The sequence below is a fragment of the Faecalispora jeddahensis genome (assembly GCF_000577335.1).
Taxonomy (GTDB): domain Bacteria; phylum Bacillota; class Clostridia; order Oscillospirales; family Acutalibacteraceae; genus Faecalispora; species Faecalispora jeddahensis.
In genome coordinates this window covers 43124-63614 of the sequence record NZ_CBYL010000004.1, presented here as the reverse complement: position 1 = coordinate 63614, position 20491 = coordinate 43124, and the positions used below count along the sequence as shown (strand labels likewise).

At 53.7% G+C, this 20491-nt stretch carries 22 protein-coding genes; 2 read left to right on the top strand and 20 right to left on the bottom strand.

The genetic code is table 11. From position 1 onward, the window contains the following. Positions 1-182: 182 nt before the first annotated feature. The 6 genes from TY09_RS02570 to pflB all read right to left on the bottom strand — a co-directional run bounded on the left by TY09_RS02570 (position 183) and on the right by pflB (position 6504). The gene (locus TY09_RS02570; protein ID WP_020071754.1) at positions 183-1184 is read right to left on the bottom strand and encodes an ABC transporter substrate-binding protein; all 1002 of its coding nucleotides are present in this window, start codon (positions 1182-1184) and stop codon (positions 183-185) included. Beyond that, on the bottom strand, positions 1181-1924 hold the full coding sequence (locus TY09_RS02565; RefSeq protein WP_081759584.1) for an ABC transporter ATP-binding protein: 744 nt from the start codon (positions 1922-1924) through the stop codon (positions 1181-1183). The genes TY09_RS02570 and TY09_RS02565 overlap by 4 nt, the downstream gene beginning before the upstream one ends. Continuing rightward, a complete protein-coding gene (locus TY09_RS02560) occupies positions 1896-2654 on the bottom strand; it encodes an ABC transporter permease (RefSeq protein ID WP_042430915.1) in 759 nt (252 codons plus the stop codon). Before TY09_RS02560 ends, TY09_RS02565 begins: the two co-directional genes overlap by 29 nt. Continuing rightward, positions 2651-3277: a hypothetical protein gene (locus TY09_RS02555; RefSeq protein WP_042430910.1), complete on the bottom strand. Its 627-nt coding sequence runs from the start codon at positions 3275-3277 to the stop codon at positions 2651-2653. The genes TY09_RS02560 and TY09_RS02555 overlap by 4 nt, the downstream gene beginning before the upstream one ends. A 114-nt stretch (positions 3278-3391) precedes the next feature. Beyond that, positions 3392-4126, bottom strand: a complete 735-nt coding sequence (pflA, locus tag TY09_RS02550; RefSeq protein WP_042430908.1) for a pyruvate formate-lyase-activating protein — start codon at positions 4124-4126, stop codon at positions 3392-3394. Between the two features lie 164 nt (positions 4127-4290). Next, positions 4291-6504 carry a formate C-acetyltransferase gene (gene pflB / locus TY09_RS02545; protein ID WP_042430903.1) on the bottom strand — a complete coding sequence of 738 codons (2214 nt, stop codon included), beginning with the start codon at positions 6502-6504 and terminating at the stop codon, positions 4291-4293. A gap of 207 nt (positions 6505-6711) precedes the next feature. Between pflB and TY09_RS02540 the strand changes: the two genes are divergently transcribed. Together TY09_RS02540 and TY09_RS18225 are read left to right on the top strand one after the other, a co-directional pair. After that, positions 6712-7446, top strand: a complete 735-nt coding sequence (locus TY09_RS02540; protein WP_042430900.1) for a Crp/Fnr family transcriptional regulator — start codon at positions 6712-6714, stop codon at positions 7444-7446. Continuing rightward, entirely contained in the window at positions 7418-7693 is a 276-nt protein-coding gene (locus TY09_RS18225; RefSeq protein WP_147584579.1) for a hypothetical protein, read from the top strand. Before TY09_RS02540 ends, TY09_RS18225 begins: the two co-directional genes overlap by 29 nt. A 6-nt stretch (positions 7694-7699) precedes the next feature. Here TY09_RS18225 and TY09_RS18530 read toward each other — a convergent pair whose 3' ends face one another. The 14 genes from TY09_RS18530 to remA all read right to left on the bottom strand — a co-directional run bounded on the left by TY09_RS18530 (position 7700) and on the right by remA (position 20472). After that, positions 7700-7855, bottom strand: a complete 156-nt coding sequence (locus TY09_RS18530) for a hypothetical protein (RefSeq protein ID WP_009063740.1) — start codon at positions 7853-7855, stop codon at positions 7700-7702. A 210-nt stretch (positions 7856-8065) separates the two neighbouring features. After that, positions 8066-8728: a thiamine diphosphokinase gene (locus tag TY09_RS02530; RefSeq protein ID WP_042430897.1), complete on the bottom strand. Its 663-nt coding sequence runs from the start codon at positions 8726-8728 to the stop codon at positions 8066-8068. Further along, entirely contained in the window at positions 8725-9612 is an 888-nt protein-coding gene (rsgA, locus tag TY09_RS02525) for a ribosome small subunit-dependent GTPase A (protein WP_042430895.1), read from the bottom strand. Before rsgA ends, TY09_RS02530 begins: the two co-directional genes overlap by 4 nt. Then, positions 9612-11621 (bottom strand): Stk1 family PASTA domain-containing Ser/Thr kinase, encoded by a 2010-nt coding sequence (gene pknB, locus TY09_RS02520; protein ID WP_042430892.1) that lies wholly within the window; start codon positions 11619-11621, stop codon positions 9612-9614. The genes rsgA and pknB overlap by 1 nt, the downstream gene beginning before the upstream one ends. Before the next feature lie 23 nt (positions 11622-11644). Beyond that, a complete protein-coding gene (locus TY09_RS02515) occupies positions 11645-12376 on the bottom strand; it encodes a Stp1/IreP family PP2C-type Ser/Thr phosphatase (RefSeq protein WP_009063624.1) in 732 nt (243 codons plus the stop codon). After that, positions 12373-13416: a dual-specificity RNA methyltransferase RlmN gene (rlmN, locus tag TY09_RS02510; protein WP_042430889.1), complete on the bottom strand. Its 1044-nt coding sequence runs from the start codon at positions 13414-13416 to the stop codon at positions 12373-12375. Before rlmN ends, TY09_RS02515 begins: the two co-directional genes overlap by 4 nt. Before the next feature lie 4 nt (positions 13417-13420). Continuing rightward, entirely contained in the window at positions 13421-14764 is a 1344-nt protein-coding gene (rsmB, locus tag TY09_RS02505) for a 16S rRNA (cytosine(967)-C(5))-methyltransferase RsmB (RefSeq protein WP_042430885.1), read from the bottom strand. A gap of 3 nt (positions 14765-14767) precedes the next feature. Next, a complete protein-coding gene (locus TY09_RS02500; RefSeq protein WP_042430883.1) occupies positions 14768-15466 on the bottom strand; it encodes a zinc metallopeptidase in 699 nt (232 codons plus the stop codon). 12 nt (positions 15467-15478) lie between these two features. Next, positions 15479-16405 (bottom strand): methionyl-tRNA formyltransferase, encoded by a 927-nt coding sequence (gene fmt, locus TY09_RS02495; protein ID WP_042430881.1) that lies wholly within the window; start codon positions 16403-16405, stop codon positions 15479-15481. A gap of 20 nt (positions 16406-16425) precedes the next feature. Continuing rightward, entirely contained in the window at positions 16426-16896 is a 471-nt protein-coding gene (def, locus tag TY09_RS02490) for a peptide deformylase (RefSeq protein ID WP_009063604.1), read from the bottom strand. A gap of 18 nt (positions 16897-16914) precedes the next feature. Then, positions 16915-19353 (bottom strand): primosomal protein N', encoded by a 2439-nt coding sequence (priA, locus tag TY09_RS02485; protein ID WP_042430878.1) that lies wholly within the window; start codon positions 19351-19353, stop codon positions 16915-16917. Between the two features lie 22 nt (positions 19354-19375). Continuing rightward, entirely contained in the window at positions 19376-19603 is a 228-nt protein-coding gene (locus TY09_RS02480; protein WP_009063908.1) for a DNA-directed RNA polymerase subunit omega, read from the bottom strand. Next, positions 19584-20210, bottom strand: a complete 627-nt coding sequence (gmk, locus tag TY09_RS02475; RefSeq protein ID WP_035316905.1) for a guanylate kinase — start codon at positions 20208-20210, stop codon at positions 19584-19586. The genes TY09_RS02480 and gmk overlap by 20 nt, the downstream gene beginning before the upstream one ends. After that, entirely contained in the window at positions 20197-20472 is a 276-nt protein-coding gene (remA, locus tag TY09_RS02470; protein WP_009063440.1) for an extracellular matrix/biofilm regulator RemA, read from the bottom strand. The genes gmk and remA overlap by 14 nt, the downstream gene beginning before the upstream one ends. Positions 20473-20491: the final 19 nt, after the last annotated feature.

The window sequence follows — 20491 nt, the reverse complement described above, 5'->3', positions numbered from 1 at the left end:
TGCAGCCTGTTGCGGATATGCGAAAGCAAAACAAGGCGGAAAAATCCAATCAAGATAATCAAATTCACCCTGAAACGGCAATTCCCCCCGCCTGTGGCGGAGGGAATCAATGTCATCTTTTCAATGGATTGTCATGAAAGACAAGCTTTTCTTGCGGCCTGAGGAGGCCACTCAATATAGCGTCATTTTACTTTCAGGATGAGCTGGTCAATATCCACGTCGTTTTCGATCATCGCGTTCTTTTTCATAAACTGTTCCGTCTTTTTCATGGAAGCGATGTCCGCGTCGGTGATCTCTGTGCCAAAGTCATACATGGGGTACATTTCCTTCACGGCATCGATGCTCAGCTCGGTTTCCTTTGCGGTTATTTCCAGAATCTCTTCGGGATTTTCCTTCATGTAGGAGGCAATCTGATCCTCCGCCTCTAAAAAGCGTTTGACGAGCAGGGGGTTCTTATCGTAGAAGGACTGACTGGTGGCCACGACGATGGTAGCATCCACAAGGCCCTTTCCGGTGGTGACAACTTTATAGCCGTCCTTCGCCATGTTATAAGCAGTGGGGCCGGCCAGCAGCGCGCAGTCTACCGTACCCCCGGCCAGCGCGGCCTGCGCGTCCGGAATTCCCATGGAGACAAACTCCACATCCTTTTCCGTAAGGCCTGCGGTGGCGAGGTAAGCAACCATCAGCTCATGCAGGATCGTGCCCTTGGGGCCGGCGATCTTTTTGCCCTTCAAATCCGCGGCGGACTGAATCTTACTGTCTTTGCCCGCAAACATGCGGAAGGCCTCGGGAGAACGACTGTAGGTGCTGATGATTTTGATGTCCGCGCCGTTGGAGGCGGACAGAATCACAGAGGTGGCGCCCACCGCATACAAAAACTGAATATCGCCGGAGGCCAGCGCCTGCGTCTGCTCCGGTCCGGCGGTCAGATTGGAGTATTCCACAGGCAGACCGTATTCTTCAAACGCCTTTGCAAAAATACCCTTTTTCTTTTCAACGATCGAAGGAACGTTCAGCGGGGATTTGACATAAGTGACGCCGATTTTGTCTACGGTAAACTCCGGCACCGCCGAAGAAACAGGCTGTGAGGGTTCGGGCTGGCTGGCCTGGCCGCCGGCTGCGCAGCCGGCGAGAGAGGCCGCCGCAATTGCCGCGGACAAAAGGACTGAGAGAATTCGTTTCATTGCATATGCTCCTTTTTTGATTGAATTGCCCCGAGAATCTCTTTTTTCCGTTCAATCATCTCATCGGAAAGCAGATCTCTCGGATACGTGTATTGGGACAAAAGAAATTCCTGTGCCGCACCGCCCGGGTTCAGCACCAGAATCTTCTGCCCGATCAAAAGAGCTTCATCCACACTGTGTGTGACAAAGATGATGCTCTTTTTCTGCTGGGAAAAAATTTGGATCAGCTCGTTCTGCATTGCCTCGCGGGTAAAGTGATCCAGCGCGGCGAACGGTTCATCCATTAAAATCAGCTCCGGGTCGTAAGCCAGCGCCCGGGCCAGCGCGGCCCTTTGCTGCATTCCGCCGGAAAGCTGCGACGGATACGCTTTTTCAAAGCCGGTAAGCCCCGTCATTTTGAGAAGGTGGTCAACGGCGGCAGGGGCCAGCCGTTCTTTCGGAACGCCAAACGTGATGTTCTTCCAAACGGTCAGCCACGGCATCAGCCTTGGCTCCTGAAAAACCATCCCGATTTTTTCTTTCGCCGGGGTAAGCACCTCCCCGCTGTTGTGCGGCTCAAAGCCTGCCAGAATCCGCAGCAGGGTTGTTTTTCCGCAGCCGCTTCTGCCCAGAATCACCGTGATGCTCTGCTCGGGAAATTCCGCCGTCAGATTCTGCAGCACCGGCAGCTCTTTCCCGGCGACCTGAAAGCTCTTGTACAGCTTTTCTACCTTAGCTCCAGCTATTGTCAACACCCCCATGCAGCGCTTTTTTGATGGCCAGTGAGAACAGCCGGTCGCAAAGATACCCCACGATCCCGATGACAAAGATTCCCACGATCACCTTGTCGGAGCGGGACATCTGCTGTGCGTCGAGAATCATATATCCAAGCCCGCCGGCCGCCGCGATCATTTCCGCGCCGATAATGGCGCGCCAGCTGTACCCCATCCCCACGCGCATGCCGACCAGAATATCCGGCAGAGCGTTTGGCAGCAGGATTCGCCGGAAGATCTGTCCCTGTGTAAAATTCAGGGAGCGCCCCACCTCGATCAGCTTGGGGTCGCAGGAGGCCAGTCCCTTTTTGATGTTCAGGAACATCGGGAAAAACGATGCCAACACGATAATAATGATCTTGGAGGTTTCCCCAATGCCGAACCACAGAATCAAAAGAGCAATCAGGCTCAGCGGCGGAACATTCCGTAAAAACTCCACGATATGGTTATAGTACACGGAGGAATTCGGGCGAAGCCCGGCCAGAAGCCCCAGAAGAAACGCCAGCGCAAAGGCGATGGAAAAACCTGTCAGCACGCGGCAGAAGCTGACCCAGATGTTCTCGAACAGAACGCCGCTCTGCGCCATCGTGGTAAAGGCACGCAGCACCCTCTCGGGGCTGGGCAGCACATATTCGCTCCAAATTTTGGCCGAGGCCGCCGCCTGCCACAGGGCCAGCAGAACAGCAATCGGCAGAAGGGCTTTCAGCGTCTGTTTCATTCTGCTCCCTCCCATACTCCGTCGCCATGGTGGCAGCCACCCTCGCAATAAAGCAGCTCCAGAAGCGCAGGGGGTGTTTTGGGGACTGGCACGGAAAAATAATCGTCGATCTTCTCCCGGCTGTCCAGTATTTTGACCCGGTCGCCCAATCCCACAAAAAAGCCCGGTGGAATCGGGCTTTCATCCAATTTCTTTTTATGTAGGGAAATGTCGTGCCGTTCGGCCAGCTCTAGAAAGGTCAGAAATTCCACCCCCGGCAGATGAAGGCTCGTCCCCAATTCTTTTAATGCGCGGCATGGTGTGGTGACCAGCAACTCCCCCTGCCCCAGCAGCCGCTGATGCAGTTCCCTCGCACAATGCAGCAAAATCGGCTCAATGGGCGGATACTCCAAAACATCGGGCGCATACTGCTTCTTGACATAGTCCACCGCAAGGGGACATCGCATATCCGCGACACAGTGGTCTGTTTTTTTCACGGCCTGCCGGTACTTTTCACGGACAGAATCCATATGATTCCACCGGCATTCCACCGGTTCCATCCCCTTTTCTTTTAATTGAGCAATCAAATATTCTCCACCGTACATCGCCACCGATACGGGATTCAGCCATACATACTGTTTCAATGAATCATACCCTCACATAAGTTAGATTAAACTAACTAAAATGATAGCAGAATCTTCCTGCCTTGTCAATCTTTTATCAGCATGATAAACGGCCCTTAGACCCGCGTATCCTCCTTATTCCTTTAATAAGTAACGCAGGCTGTTTTTTTCAAAAATTCTCTTTACCATCTGCAGTTCTTCTTTGGAAGGTGCAGGCGTTTCCCCCAGTTCATACTGCAAATTCAGTTCCTTCCATTTGAATTCCCCCATTTTATGAAAGGGGAGCAGTTCCGTCAGTTCGATACAGGAAAAGAAACGCAGATAGTCCGCCATTTCTTCCAGCAGAGCTTTGTCCAGAGTCAAGCCCGGCACCAACACATGGCGGAGCCATACCCGCTTTTTTGTTTGCTCACAGTAATCGAGTGTGGCCAGGGTGTTTTCCGGGCCTTGTCCGGTCAGGCGTTTGCACAGTTCTTCATCCAGACTTTTGATATCCAGCAGCAGCATATCCGCCGCGTCGATGATAGGCTTTGAAATGGAAAGCGGAACGCTTCCCGCGGTGTCTACTGCCGTGTGGATTGCGTTCTTCCGACATCGCTGCAGCAGATCGACGACAAATTCCGGCTGAAGAAAGGGTTCGCCGCCCGAAATGGCGATGCCCCCGGTGCGAATAAAGTTGCGGTAGCTTACAATATCCGCTGCGACCTGTTCCGAATCGACCGCTTTGCCGCAGGAGGGGTTCCAGGTATCCGGATTATGACAGTACAGGCAGCGCAGACCGCAGCCCTGCAAAAACAAAACATAGCGAACGCCCGGCCCGTCCAATGTGCCAAAGCTTTCTACCGAATGAATGTATCCCGTGATTCCCATTGTCATTTCTCCCTGCTGTTTATATTATCATCATACCACTGAAAAAGGCTAAAATGAAATAATTGTTTTTTCTCACCTAAAGTGGAGAAAAAATTTCTGACCTTTGAAAAAGCTTTACAGAATAAAAGGCGGCAAACGCCGCCTTTTACCCCATTTGCAGGATTTTAGAATTTCTCGTGGAAGGTGCGGCTCAAAACTTCCTTCTGCTGCTCGCGTGTCAGCTTGATAAAGTTCACCGCATAACCGCTGACGCGGATGGTCAGCTGCGGGTATTTTTCCGGATGCTCCATCGCATCCAGCAAGGTTTCGCGGTTGAATACGTTTACATTAATATGATGTCCGGTCTCAAGGAAGTAACCATCCAGCAGGGTGACAAGGTTCTTTGTCTTCTGATCCTTCGTCTTGCCCAACGCATCGGGAACGATGCTGAAGGTATAGGAAATGCCATCCTCAGAATCATCATAGGGCAGTCTGGCCACGCTCTTCATGCTGGCGACGGAACCGCTGGTGTCGCGGCCGTGCATGGGGTTGGCTCCTGGTGCGAAGGGCTCCCCCGCCTTGCGACCGTCGGGCGTGGAACCGGTTTTTTTGCCGTAAACTACGTTTGAGGTAATGGTCAGTACAGACAAGGTCTGCAGCGAATTGCGGTAGGTCTTCTGGCGGCGCAGCTTTCTCATAAAGCTGCTGACGATATCCGAGGCAATTTCGTCTACCACCGGATCGTTGTTTCCGTATTTGGGGTAGTCGCCCTCGATTTCAAAATCCACGGCCAGCCCGGCTTCGTTGCGGATCGGCTTTACTTTGGCGTTCTTTATGGCGGAAAGGCTATCTGCTACCACGCTCAGGCCGGCGATGCCCCCTGCCATGGTGCGCAGAATCTCTTCGTCATGCAGAGCCATTTCAATCCGCTCATAGCTGTACTTATCGTGCATGTAGTGAATGATATTCAGGGTGTTGATATACAGATTCGCGAGCCAGTCGCACATGGCGTCGAACTTGCGGCGCACCTCTTCATACTCCAGATATTCTGAGGTAACGGGAGCCAGCTCCGGGCCAACCTGCATGCCGTAGCGCTCATCCTTGCCGCCGTTGATGGCATACAGCAGAGCTTTAGCCAGATTTGCGCGGGCGCCGAAGAACTGCATCTGCTTGCCGATGCGCATGGCGGAAACGCAGCAGGCGATTCCGTAATCGTCGCCGTATTTCGGGCGCATAATGTCGTCGTTTTCATACTGAATGGAAGAGGTTTCGATCGAAACCTTCGCGCAATAGTCCTTAAATGCTTCCGGCAGGCGCTCACTCCACAGAACGGTCAGGTTCGGCTCGGGCGCCGGGCCGAGATTTGTCAGCGTATGCAGAAAGCGGTACGTCATTTTCGTCACCATGTACCGCCCGTCCAGAGCCATTCCGCCCAGGGATTCGGTTACCCATGTGGGGTCACCGCTGAACAGCTCATCGTAATCGGGCGTGCGCAGGAAACGGATGATACGCAGCTTCATCACGAAATGATCGACCATCTCCTGAATCTGTTCCTCGGTAAACAATCCGTTTTTGATATCCTGCTCGGCGTAAACATCCAAGAAAGTAGAAACACGCCCCAGGCTCATCGCTGCGCCGTTCTGTTCCTTTACCGCCGCCAGGTAGCCAAAATACAGCCACTGAATCGCTTCTCTGGTATTGGAGGCGGGCTTTGAAATATCAAATCCGTAAGAGGCCGCCATTTCCGTCAGCTCGCCGAGCGCGCGGATCTGCTCGCTGAGCTCTTCGCGCAGCTGCATCAGGTCGCTGTCCATCGCGGCCGCAACAGATTCGCTCTTTGCCTTTTTCTTTTCCTCAATGAGGAACGCGGTACCGTACAGGGCCACACGGCGGTAATCGCCGATAATGCGGCCGCGGCCATATGCGTCCGGCAGGCCGGTAATAATTCCGCAGTGGCGTGCCCTCTTGATTTCGTCGGTGTAAACGTCGAATACCCCATCGTTGTGGGTTTTCCGGTACTTGAATACCTCGTCGATCTCTTTCGGCAGCTCCCGGTGATACGTTTCCAGCTCGGTATGCACCAGACGAATCCCGCCGAAGGGCATAATCGCACGTTTTAACGGCTCGTCTGTCTGCACGCCCACGATGACCTCCAGCTCCTGATTGATATAGCCGGGCTGGTGAGACGTAATCGTCGAGATGGTATGCTCGTCAATGTCATACACACCGCCGCGGTCACGCTCAATCTTCATTTTGTCGGAAAGCTGCTCCCACAGCTTTTGTGTATTTTCTGTCGGCGATGCCAAAAAGCTTTCATCACCGTCGTAGGGGGTGTAGTTTGCGAGAATAAAATCTCGTACGTCAATTTCTTTGGTCCATTTACCTTCTGCAAAATTCATAATCACAGGCTCCCTTCTCCACAATACCAATAGACCGGTAAGCTTTCTTTGCACACATATTATACTAAAAAGGTGTACATTAAACTGTGATTTACATCACGTTAATAGAACTTACAATGTTCTTATATTGTTTTTTTGACATTTTATTTTTGGTCGGATATAATTACGTTAGTTTAAGCTAATTAGCGCTGAAAGGGGAATTGATTCTTGGACTGCAATTTAAAATGTATCAACTGCCTGAAAGAATTGTGCGTGCATAAGGTTCCCCTCTTCTCTGCATTACAGCATGAGGATTTTGAAGAGATCGCGGGGCGGATGATCTACCGCAAATATGAAAAGGGAGAAATCATACTGGCGCAAGATTCAAAGCCCCATGGGATCACCATCATCCGCAAGGGCAGTGCGAAAGCCTGCCGGATCGCCCCTGACGGGCAGGAAAAGATTCTGTATCTGTTCTCTAAAAATGACTTCTTTGGGGAGCAGTATTTGTTTGGGCACGAACGGGCAAGCTACCATGTCGTGGCGCTCCAAAAGGTAGAAACCTGCTCTTTTTCGCGGGAGCATTTTCAGCAGATGATCCTCTCCCGCCCGCTGCTGGCCCAGCAATGCATTGAAGAGCTTGGCCGGCGCGTGATTGCGTTGGAGCAGGTGGTGCAGAATGCGGGCACCCAGAAAATCGACAGCCGTATTGCGCTGCTTCTTCTGGAGTTCGACCGAAAATACGGTGTGATGACGGAACAGGGCCCCTCGGTGTTCCTGCCGCTCAGCCGGGAGGGAATTGCGAATTACTTGGGGATTGCCCGTGAAACTCTCAGCAGAAAGTTGAACCAGTTTGAGGAGGATGGAATGATACGCTCCGTGGGAAACAAGCGGATCACTCTGCTGCAGCCGCAGATTCTGGCTGCCATGGCGAATGGAGAAACAGCCGTTTCCCCTGCCTAAAAAACCTTCTCTGAACGAGCGGGAAAAGGAATGCAACAAAAAAGAGCAGGCAGCTTTGCTGCCTGCTCTTTTTTGTGATTTTGGTGGTCACCCTTATGAATCGAAACCTGAAGCTGACGATCGTTTTGCCTTGACGGGGAGTTACTGCTCCACGCGGGACTTGGGAATTCCAAACATCTTTCTCAAAATGAAACCAAAGAACCCGGAGCTTCTTACTACTACTACTTTCATCGTACAGACCTCCTAATTATGTTCAGCAGCGCAGCAGCGCAATGCCCAGCGCCACCAGCAGAACAGCCATGATGAACATGGTTAGCCCGATCGGAAGAAAACAGGAAAGCACCAGACCCAGGCCAAAGGCAACGGAGTAGGCCGCAAGACCACCTGTGCGTTTGCATCCTTTTCGCATACGTTCCACCGCCTATATCCAGAGTAAGGCCCTTTTTGCTTCCGCCTTACTACAGTATATACGCAATTAGAAATTTGGTTCCTTTTACAGGCATTTTAAAATGGTCTGATATAAGTACAGGCGATTCCTTCTCCCCGTCTGCAACGGGAAAAGGAATCGCCTGTTTGGTATTCGTATACTTCGGGAGGATCAGTTTCCCTGAAACCTTTTTTAAGAAGGTTCGGCGGCTTCTCTTTTGTCCCCCGACGCTTCGTCAACCACGATGATCAAAGCGATACCCGCATGCAGGATGATTTCGGCAACCGGCTCCGTGATCCGGTTGCTCACACCGAGCGGATCCTGTGAATACAGGGTATGGCGATTGAGGGGATATTCCAGCCCCTGATAGGTGACCATACAGCTGGGCGTGCCAAACGGGAATACCGAAATGGTCTGCCCCATCATGTCGCGCAGCCGCAGCCGCCCGCTGGAGAGCACGAACACCTGACAGTGATCACCCACCAATACACCGCGGCAGTTCTGCATGGCAATAAACTGCAGCGCGCAAAGCGCCGCGTAAGAATGGTCGAAGCGCTCGCCGCCCAGAACACCCAGAAGAACAAATTCCTGATAGCCGCGGCGAATGGCTTCGCGGATCGCGAACATGGTGTCCGTATCATCCTTGTGCACCGGCAGGTGAATGGTTTCCACGCTCTGCGGCGGCTGGGACTGTACAGAATCAAAATCCCCTACCAGCAGGTCCGGCACAATCCCATATTGTGCAGCAACGTCCAGTCCGCCGTCCGCACAGATCACAAAAGCATCGGCGCAGAATTCCTCCATCTGCTTCCGGTTCTGCACCGGAACGGCACCGATAATCACGCAAGTTTTCATTTGAGTTCCCATTCCTTAATGTTTTTGATTTCATCGTACATTGTCACATAGCTCTGATGCCGCGAAGGGGCGATTTTTCCCTCCTGCAGGGCGGCCAGAACAGCACAGCCCTTTTCTTTTGTGTGGGAACACGAGTGGAACCGGCATTGATCCAGATACGGCGCGAACTCCCGAAAATCATGCGCCAGATTTTCCTTTCGGATCAGCTCGGTCTGAATCATATCCACAGAAGAAAAGCCCGGGGTGTCCGCAACATAAGTATCCGGCCCAAGCTTTAACAGCTCCACCTGGCGGGTGGTGTGGCGCCCGCGCCCCAGCTTCTGGCTGATCTCTGCCGTAGGCAGGCTCAGCTGTTCATCCAGCCGGTTCAATAGGGAGGATTTCCCCACGCCCGAATTCCCTGAAAAGGCGGACAGCTTCCCCTGCAGCAGCTCGCGCACCCGTTCTACCCCGTCCCCGGTAACGGAAGACACCGTCAGCACCGGGATACCGGTTTTCTGGTAAATCTCCAGATATTCACTGCAATCCTCCAGGTCTGTCTTGGAGAACACAATCACCGGAGAAATTCCTTTTTCCTCCGCACCGGCCAGCATTTTATCCAGCACCAGCAGATTCGGCGACGGATGCAGGACGGATACGACCAGAAACAGCTGGTCCAGATTCGCGACGGGCGGGCGGACCAGAGAATTCTTTCTCTCCCCGATTTCTTCGATGGTACAGGTGCCGTCCTCCTCAATACTGATATCGACGATATCACCCGCAAGCGGCGTGATCCCCCGTTTGCGGAAAATCCCGCGCGCCTTCGCCTCATAGATTGTATCGGCGGCTTCTACATAATAGAAGCCGCCGATTCCTTTTCGCAATAGTCCACGTTCCATTTTCATCAAGGTGCCCTCGTAATTCCACTGGTGTCGTTGCTTTCGTCCGGCTCCTGGTACGTGTAGCTTTCTGTCTGGCGCGGAGCACCCGTGTCAAAGTCCAGCAGGAACGTGTTGTATTTTTGGCCATCCAGCTGAATGATCAGCGTTTTCTGGCCGGAGGTTCCCTTAAAGCTCATCTGGTACACGCTGTTGTAAGAGGGATTCACTGTTTTCTCTGAATACAGTGTACCGTCGAGGTATGCCTTCAGCGCAATATCGTGCGTGACCTGCGAAGGCAGCTGCACGTAAATATCGATCGTCTTTTCGCTCTTCTTGCCGGAGCTGACGCTGATTTTCACCGGCGTGCCCTTGGCAACCTTTACGCCCGGAAGCGGAGAGGTCTCAATCACGACGCCCTCAGCCTTATCGCTGTCGTCCACATAGGTGATTTCAGCATCCACCGTCAGGCCGACCGCCAGAATATCGGTTTTCGCCGCATCCAGATTTTTGCCGATAACGGACGGAACGCTCACCTCTGTGGAGGAGGGGCCCTTGCTGACATACAGCTTGACGACGGTTCCGCTCTGCGCAACCTCTGAGCCCTCGGCGGGGACAACATCCTTCACATAGCCCGCGGCGGTCTGGTCGTCCTCTACCTGATAGATCTCATACTGCAGGTTCAGGGCCTTCAGCTTTTCTTCGGCCTCCGCCTGTGTCAGCCCTTTTACCGGGGGAATCGTCACTGTCTGGCTCTCGCCGTTGACCGTTAGTGTGATCTCGGCATTGGCCTTCACCTTTTTCGTGCCCTTGGGGTTCTGATCCAGAACGATTCCGGGATCCTTGCTGGAATCCTCGGCATATTCGATCTTAAACTGGAATTCCTTATACTTTTCGTCCGCCTGAATGTCGGAGAGCTTCTGCCCGACAAAATTCGGCAGATCGACGTCCTCTACCTCCTGCGTGCTGCAGCTGCGGGTGAGCGCCATGATGCCGAATACCACCGCCGCCAGCAGAAACGCGGTCAAAACGCCGCTGATCACCAGCGTAGCCGTGGATTTCTTTTTCTTTTTGCCGCGGGAGTATTCCTCCTCGTAGGCATAGTTATCATTATAGTTCGCCATTTCCGTTCCGCGCACCGTATTGATGGCGTCTACGTACTTGGTCGGTTTTTCATCAATAAAATATTTATACTGGAAGCTGATGCTTGGATTCCGGCGGAACTGCTCGATATCACGCAGCATTTCCGCCGCGGATTGATACCGTTGGGAAGGGTCCTTCTGCATGGCCTTGAGCGTGATCTCTTCAAGACCGTCGGGGATGGCCGGATTGATGTCCTTCGGCGGGCGCGGGTCTGCCTGAAGCTGCATAATCGCGACCGAAACCGCGTTGTCTGCCTCAAACGGAAGCTGGCCCGTGATCATCTCGTACAGCATTACGCCGACGGAGTAGATGTCCGCCTTTTCATCCGTGAGGTCTCCCCTGGCCTGCTCCGGCGCAATATAATGAACCGAGCCGATGGCCTTATCGGTCATGGTACGCGTTTCATTTCTGGAAAAGCGCGCGATGCCGAAGTCGGTGACCTTAATGGTCCCATCCTGAAGCAGCATGATGTTCTGCGGCTTGATATCGCGGTGGATGATGCCTTTTTCATGCGCATGCTGCAGGGCGCGCAGAATCTGCACGGTAAAATGGATCGCTTCTTTCCATTTGATTTCTTTCTGCTGATCCAGATATTCCCGCAGTGTAATTCCATCGATATATTCCATTACAATGTACTGAATCTGATCCCCAAAGCTGACATCGTATACCTTTACGATGTTGGGATGGGACAAAACGGCAATCGCCTTGGATTCATTTTTAAAACGGCGGATGAAATCCTCGTTCCCCAAAAATTCGTCTTTTAAGATTTTAATGGCTACTGTGCGGTCATCAATCTGATCATAGGCACGGTACACCAGCGCCATTCCGCCAACACCGATCAATTCATGGATTTCATAACGGCCGTCCAGCCTTTTTCCGGTATACTTATCCAACAAGTATCACTCCAATCACATGGTCAGTTTTCGATTATGACAACCGTTATATTGTCGCCGCCGCCCGCACGGTTCGCAGACGCGATCAACTGGTCACAGAAGTCTCTTGCGTCCAGCTCTTTCGATAGCTGAGAAATCTGCTGGGTTCCGACATAATTAGATAAGCCGTCTGTGCAAAGAAGCAATCTTGCGCTCTGCGGAAACGACTCCTCCATATAGTCGACATCCACCACGGGAAGAACGCCGAGCGCTCTTGTGATGATATTTTTCTGAGGATGTGTCTGAGCCTGCTGCTCGGTGAGATCGCCCTTGTCAACCAGCTCCTGCACAATAGAATGATCGACTGTGATCTGGCGGATGGTACCGTCAGACAAAATGAGATATGCGCGGCTGTCGCCGGCGTGAACGATATAAATCTTCTGCTCCCTGACCACGGCCAGCACAACAGTGGTGCCCATGCCGCGCAGCTCCTCCTGCTCTTTGGCCAGGTGATAGACTGCAGTATTGGCTTCCCCTACGGCCTGCGCCATCAGTTCTTTTAAATGGACTTCGTCCGTCTGGTTCAGAGCCTCGGTGGTCATTGTGTCTGCGATTTTCTGTACCGCGAGGCTGCTGGCGATATTGCCGCCGGCCGCGCCGCCCATTCCGTCACAGACAACGGCCCATGCCCGGTCCTGCGCATATAGTTCCCCGGCACAGGCGTCTTCATTGGATTGCCTTACAAGGCCAACGTCGGTTTTACTGAATAGTTTCAAAGACCGGTCACCTCCTCTTGCTGTCTGCGTCTCAGCTGTCCGCAGGAAGCATTGATATCTGAGCCGAGTGTTCGCCGTACCGTGGCCGTCAGGCCGCTCTTTTCCAGAATACGGATAAACGCCCGCTGTCGTTCCACAGACGCGCTGTGGTATCCTGTTCCCGTTACCTGATTGACGGGGATGAGATTGATATGAGAAAGCGTGCCGCGAAGCTTTCCCGCAAGCTCTTTGGCACAGGCGTCGCTGTCGTTGACACCGCTAATCATCGCATATTCAAAAGAAATGCGCCGATGGGTCTGTTCCGAATAGTATCGGCAAGCTTTCAGCAGCTCATCCACGCTCCATTTTCGGTTGACAGGCATGGTCTGCGAACGGATGCCGTCGTTCGGTGCGTGCAGAGAGACCGAGAGAGTCAGCTGCAGACGCCGGTCGGCAAGATCGTATATTTTGTCTACCACGCCGCAGGTGGAAAGAGAAATATGCCGCATGCCGATATTCAGGCCGTGCTCCGAAGAAACAAGCTCTAAAAACCGGAGTACATTTTCGTAATTGTCCAGCGGCTCCCCCATTCCCATGAGCACGATATTGGAGATGCGCTGTCCGGTGTCCTTTTGAGCCGCCTGGATCTGCGCCAGCATTTCAGCCGGGGTCAGATTGCGGGAAAAACCGCTTTGGCCGGTTGCGCAAAAGGTACAGCCCATTTTACAGCCGACCTGCGTGGAGATACAGATGGTGTAGCCATGGTGATACTGCATCAGCACGCTTTCCACCATTTCTCCGTCCGCAAAACGAAAGAGATATTTAATAGTATTATCATATTGAGAAACGAGCTTCTTTTCAATAGATACTACAGAGATGTAATATTTTTGCGCCAAAAGCTGCCGGGTTGCCTTAGACTGATCCGTCATCTGCTCAAAGTCTTCTACCCCGCGGTGCAGCCACTGGTATACCTGCCGCGCCCGAAAGGCCGGCCATCCCTGCTCAGCGAAATCCTGCCGTATTTCGTCTTCCGTCATTGAATTGATTTCTTCCCGTGCCATATTCCTACTCCCGTCGGCGGCGGAAGGCCGCGATAAAAAAGCCGTCTGTGCCGTGTACCGGCGGCAGCAGCGTTACCTGATACTCCGGTTCCCTCACAGCCCGTCGAAAGGACTTTGGCAGACTGAGCGGCTCGGGCTCAAATTCCGGGTGATCCTTTAAAAAGCGCGCCGCCACCGCGTCGTTTTCCGCGGGATTCAGCGTGCAGGTAGAATAGAATAAAAGACCGCCTGGCTCTACCAGCCCGGAAGATCTACAAAGTATAAGGTACTGCAAATCAGGCAGGCTGTCAAGAGAATCCTGGGGCTTGTAGCGAATCTCGGGCTTTCTGCGGATGATGCCGAGGCCCGAACAAGGCGCGTCGCAAAGCACCCGGTTTGCGGGGGCCAAAACCTCCTTCGGCTCCGCCGCATCGCGGACGGATGCCCGGATCACAGAGAGCCCCTGACGTTCTGCCCCCTGGCGAATCAGCCCGACCTTTCCCCTGTATTTGTCGAAAGCGAGCAGCTCGCCCCGGTTTTCCATTCGCTCCGCCATCGTAAACGACTTTCCGCCCGGGGCGGCGCATACGTCGATGATCCGTTCGCCGGGCTGCGGATCGATCAGTGCGCAGCAAAGCTGCGAAGAAAGGTCCTGAATATGGAAGAGTCCCTCCTGAAAGCTTTCCAAAGAGGCGACTGCTCCAGTATTCTGGAGGATCAGGGCATCAGCAATCGCTGTAATTGCAGTTGCCTTTACACCTTCCTGCTCCAGCCTTTGGATCAGCTCTTCTGCAGTGATTTTCACCGTGTTCACACGCGCATAAATCGGCGCTTTTTGAAAAAGGCTGTCTAAAATCGCATGGCACAGCAGCTCTCCATAAGTCCTTGTCCACAGATCAATCAGCCATTCCGGACAGGAATAGCGAACAGAAAGTGCTTTCATGGGCTGCCGTTTTTCATCGGGCAGCCGAAGAGGCTGTTCGGCGCGCAGTACGGAGCGCAACAGACCGTTGATAAAGCCCGAAGCCTTTACAGCACCGTTTTCCTTCGCGCAGTTTACCGCTTCATTCACTGCCGCCGACGTTGGTATTTTTTCCATATATAGGATTTGGTATACCCCGATCCGCAAAATCTCACGCACCGTGGGCGAAAGGATCTGCCCCCGGTTGCGGGAAAAAGCTTCGATCACGTAATCGAGCGTGATCCGGCGCTCCAATACCCCGTAGAAAAGCGCGGTGGCCAAAGCGGCGTCGCGCGGTTCAAGTGAAAAGCGCCGCAGCGTTTTATCGATGACGATATTGGAGTACCCTTCGTTTTCGTCCACATGAAGCAGCGCCTGCAGGGCCGCCGTTCTTGCATTTGGTGTCATTGATTATCTCCTTCGGTTCCCCGCGATCGCCAGCAGGCGAAGCAGAGATAGGATTGAGGCAAAGGCCGCGGCCACGTATGTCATTGCGGCGGCCCGAAGTACCTTGGACGCGCCGTGCAGTTCCTCTTCTGAGAGCATGCCGGAGCGTTCCAAAGCACTGATCGCCCTGGCGCTGGCGTTAAACTCCACCGGCAGGGTCAAAAGTGAAAAAAGCACGGCCAAACTGTACAGAGCGATTCCCGCATAAATCACACCTTCATATTGAAGCGGCAGGAATAAACCGATCAAAATCAGCGGAATCGCCAGCTTGGAAGAAAAATTCACGGCGGGAATGAGAAGAGCCCGCAGTTTGATCGGGAAATAGCCGTGTGCATACTGCACCGCGTGCCCTGCCTCATGAGCCGCCACGCCGACCGCGGAAATGGTAGCGCTGCCGTAAACCGGCTGGCTCAGGCTGATGCTGTTGTTTCTGGGGTCGTAATGGTCGGTCAGCTGGCCGCCGATCGGCTGAATCGGCACGTCGGTGATCTCATGAAAGCGCAAAACCTGGCGGGCTGCCTCTGCTCCCGTCAGGTTTCGACGATTTGGAATCTGAGAATATTTGCGAAAGGCGGACTGCACCTGAAGCTGAGCCGCCAAAGAGAGGATCAGCGCAGGCAGAATGAAGATAAAATACGTTCGGTCATAAAAGAAATAATCCATTGTAACCCTCCGTCAGAATCCCATCCGGGTTTCCGGCAACGCAGGATGTCCCCGCAGAAAATCGGAGCCGTCCATGCGTTTACCGCCTTCATATTGAACTGTCATCAGCTTTAATGCTGTGTTTTGTCCGCAGCAGACGAGAAAATCCTTTCCGGGAAGCACCTGCCCCGGCTCGCCGGATTCATCCCCGCACACCTGCGTTTGATAGATCTTGATCCGTTTGCCCTGGTAAATAGAGCAGGCAACCGGCCACGGGGAAAGCCCGCGCACAAGGTTGTGGATTTCCTGGGCGGAACGGCTCCAGTCGATCACAGAAAGCTCGCGGCTGAGCATCGATGCGTAGCTGGCGCCCTCATTTCCCTGAGGTCTGCGTTTCAGAGTCCCGGCCTCAAGCTGCCGCAGCGTTTCGACGAGCACCTGTGCGCCCAGCTCTCGCAGACGGTCAAATAACTCGCCGGAAGTCTCATTCTCACCGATTTTTGTCTCCTCTACCAGCAGGATGTCGCCGGTATCGAGTCCTTCGTCCATCTGCATGGTAGCGACGCCGGTCACTTCGTCCCCGTTGATCACGGCCCACTGAATCGGCGCCGCGCCGCGGTATTTCGGCAGCAGAGAAGCGTGAACGTTGATACAGCCGTGCGGCGGAAGCTGCAGAATCTCTTTCGGCAGCAGCTTTCCATAAGCAACAACTACAATAACCTCCGGGGAAAGGGAGGCAACCAGCGCGGCGGCTTCCGGCGTGCGCAGAGTGGCCGGCTGGTAAACGGGAATTCCGCGCTCCAGAGCAAGCTCCTTCACCGGCGGCGGGGCCAGTGCATAGCCCCGGCCTTTCGGCTTATCCGGCTGAGTAAAAACCCCGCACACCTCGTGCCCGGCGTCCAGCAGAGCCTGTAAACAGGGAACCGCGAAATCCGGTGTTCCCATAAAAACAATCCGCATCGGGTTTTCCTCCTGTGTGGTTATTCCATTTCATCCTCGGAAAGGATGCGGCTGGCGCGCTCTTTAAATACAATTCCGTTGAGGTGATCGGTTTCGTGGCAGAAGGCCCGCGCCAAAAAATCAGTTCCCTCTATCTCGAAGAATTTCCCATTTCTGTCCTGCGCGCGAACCTTCACGTGCATCGGGCGCTTGACCATGCCGTACTGCCCCGGGAAAGACAAGCAGCCCTCGGCGCCGTCCTGTTCGCCGTCGCTTTCGATGATTTCAGGATTCACCAGTTCAATGATGCTGTCATCCTCCACATTCACCACAACGATTGCACGGCGCAGGATGCCCACCTGGTTGGCGGCAAGGCCGGCTCCGTTCGCGGTAATCACCGTTTCTCTCATGTCATCCAAAAGGGTAGCAAGTTTATCATCAAATTTCTCAACGGGACGGCATACTTTTTTCAGAATCGGGTCGCCGTCCTGTACAATTTTACGGATTGCCATGTTCTATTCCTCCATTCGTTATAGGGCGGATACAGGGTTTGTATCCACAAAAGCCGTAACCTGCGCAAAACGCCGTTCGGCAGAAAACTCAATGAAAAGACGCGACAGCATCGCGCGCAGCCGTTTATCGTTCCTGCATTTGATGAGCAGCTGATAACGGTATTTGTTGCTGACCTTTGTCACCAGCGCCGGGGACGGATCCAGCACCCGCAGAGGCAGATCGGTATATTCCCGGCCAGCCAGATTGCGCAGCAGATTCATAAAATACAGGCTGGCCTGGCAAACCTGTTCCTCCCGCTGCCCGACAAAGCCGATCAGAACAAAATCAGCAAACGGCGGGTACAGCATTGCCTGCCGGAACTGGATTTCTTCCCGATAAAAGGTGCCATAGTCCTGTGCCGCCGCAAGACGGATGACACGGCTCTCGGGCGTAAAGGTCTGAATGATGGCTCGGCCGTGATTAGAGCCTCGTCCGGATCGGCCGACTACCTGGGTCAGAAGATCAAAGGAGCGTTCGGAGCATCGAAAATCATCTCCGTAAAGGGACTGATCAGCGGAAAGCACACCGACGAGCGTCACATTGGCAAAATCCAGGCCTTTTGCGACCATTTGAGTTCCCACGATAATATCATATTCCCCATTTTCAAAACGGCTAAGCTTCTTTTCGTAAGAAAAACGTCCCATGGTGCTGTCGGTATCAAGCCGCAGAACCCGGGCCTGCGGGAAAAGCTGTGCCAGCTGTTCTTCCGCTCTCTGCGTTCCCGCGCCGGAAAAGCGAACTTCATCCTGCCCGCAGCTCGGGCAGCGGCGGGTGGCCGGTACGGAATAGCCGCAGTAATGACACATCAGGCGATGATTTGCCGCATGGTACGTTAACGAAATGCTGCAATTCGGGCAGCTTACCACAGCGTTACACGCTTTGCACGTAGCAAAAGTGTGGTACCCGCGCCGGTTTAAAAGCAAGATGGCCTGCTCGCGCTTGGCTAGGGTCTCTGTCAGTGCCTCTTTGAGCGCTGTACTGAATACCGTGGAATTTCCGAGAAGAATTTCCTGGTTCATATCCGCAATCGTTACCTGCGGAAGCTCGGCCGGGCCGTATCTGCTGGGAAGCGGGTACATCGAATACCGGCCTTTTTGGGCAAAGTAGGTGGTTTCGACCGACGGGGTGGCGGAACAAAGCAGCAAAAGCGCTTTGTGGTATGCGCACCGGAATTTTGCCACGTCGCGCGCGTGGTAGCGCGGTGAGGATTCCGATTTATACGTAGCCTCCTGTTCCTCATCCATTACGATCAGGCCCAGGCGCTCAAAGGGAGCAAATACAGCAGAGCGGGTACCCACGACGACTTTTGCCTGTCCGTTTTTGACCCGCTTCCATTCATCAAGCCGTTCTCCCAGAGAAAGCCCGCTGTGAAACACCGCAACCTGTTTGCCGTATCTTTGATGAAATAAAGCAACCGTCTGCGGGGTCAGAGAAATCTCCGGCACCATCACGATCACACCGCGGCCGTCGGCGATCACGTTCTCAATCAGCCGCAGATAAACCTGTGTTTTTCCGCTGCCGGTTACGCCGTACAGCAAAGAGACCGCCGCGCCGGAACGATACCGGCCAAAAAGCCCCTCATACGCTGCCTGCTGCTCGGGAGAGAGCGAAACATCCACCTCTTCGGCGGATTCCTGCGCTTTTTCGTACGGGTTTCGATACTGTTCCTCCTCATAATAGGAGGCCAGACCCTTTTTCACCAATGCGTCGGGCACGGATACCGTAACTCCCGCAAAGTAGCACAGCTCCTTCACCGACACACGGCCAATCGAAAGCAAAAGCTCGAACACCTCCCGCTGCTTTGGGGAAAGGGAATCGGGCATTTCTTCCGCAGTGAGGCGGATCATCTTGCGCATGGCGTCGCCGATTCGCCGGGTGGCCGCGCTTTCCTTCCGGATAATGCCGAGAGAACAGAGTCTCTCCAAAGTAGAAGGCCCATGCCGGGAATCGAGCAGCTGCAGCAGTTCTTCCTCTGCCGCGGCCTTTTGAGAAAGACGGCTGAGCAGCAGCCGTTCTGTCTCGGAGAAGTTCTGTTCAGGGAATTCCTGCTTTGGAGCAGCCAACACATACTGTGTGGAGATTTTAAAGTTAATCCCCGCGGGAAGCAGCAGCTTCACCGCGTCAAACAGGCTGCAAAAATAGCGTTCCTTCAGCCAGGGAACCATCCGGAGCTGTTCCGCGGAAAGCAAAGGCGTTTGGTCCAGCACCGCCGTTACCGGTTTGAGCAGTTCGGGCTGTTCGCAGGACTGCAAAGAGAGGATCATTCCCTGCCGCCCCCGATTGCCGCTGCCAAAGGGCACCATTACCCGGCACCCGGGGGCAGCCTGCATCCCCGGCGGAAGAAAATACGTAAACTCTTTGTCAAAATGATATGCCGTGTTTTCAACGGCCACGCCAACCGCGGTCATTTGTTCCATGAAATTATTTCACCTGCCGGGATTATTCGTGAAAAAAAGAATCCGGATTTTTCTCCTGAGTCGGCACAATAATCTTATATTTATGCTGGATAAAATCCCGTACCGCCAGATCTACCGGCTTTTCAATCAGAATATCCCCTGCCTTTTCGGCTTCATCCGCGATTTCTCGCGCGCGTTTTGCAACTGCAACCACAATCGAGTATTGGCTCAAATTCGGGGTGGAAAAAGCTTCATGTGATGGTCTCAGCATAATTTAGCATCCTTTCAATATCGGCATCGGCACGACCAAAGCGGAGTTTCTCCGCACACAAAATGGAACAGATCTGTTCCACTGCGTGGTCTACCGTATCATTTACAATTAAATAGTCGTAATGCTTCGCTTCTAAAATTTCGCCGCAGGCGGATTCCATGCGCTTCTGGATCACCTCTTCGGTGTCTGAAGCACGGTGGCGCAGGCGCGATTCCAAAACCTCCAGCGACGGCGGCAGCAAAAAAACGCTGACACAATCGGGATGCTTTCGCTTGATCTGGGCGCCGCCCTGCACTTCGATCTCCAGAATCACGTCAAGGCCCTGCTCCTGCCACTCGCGTACGGGCACAGCAGGCGTACCGTAATAATTGCCGCAATACTCGGCGTATTCCAGCATTTCCCCGCGCTCGATCATCTCCTGAAAGTGCTCGCGGGTGACAAAGAAATAGTCTTTTCCGTCTATCTCACCGGGGCGGGGGCTGCGTGTGGTGGCGGAAACCGACAGCCGCACGGAGTCATTCTGGCGCAGCAGCTCGTGCAGCACTGTGTCCTTCCCCACTCCGGACGGCCCCGAAAACACCAGCAGCAAGCCGTTAGTCATCCTCATCCAGCTCCTCATCCGCAATATCTTCCTCCCGATCGTTCAGTCGGTTGGCGACTGTTTCGGGCTGGACAGCAGACAGAATCACATGGTCGCTGTCTGTGACGATCACCGCGCGGGTACGTCTGCCATAGGTCGCGTCAATCAAAGTGCCGCGCTCCTTGGCGTCTTGTATGATGCGCTTGATCGGTGCGGATTCGGGACTGACAATTGCCACCAGACGATTGGCGGACACCATATTGCCAAAACCAATGTTTATTAGCCTCATGCCGTGTTTCCTCCTAAGA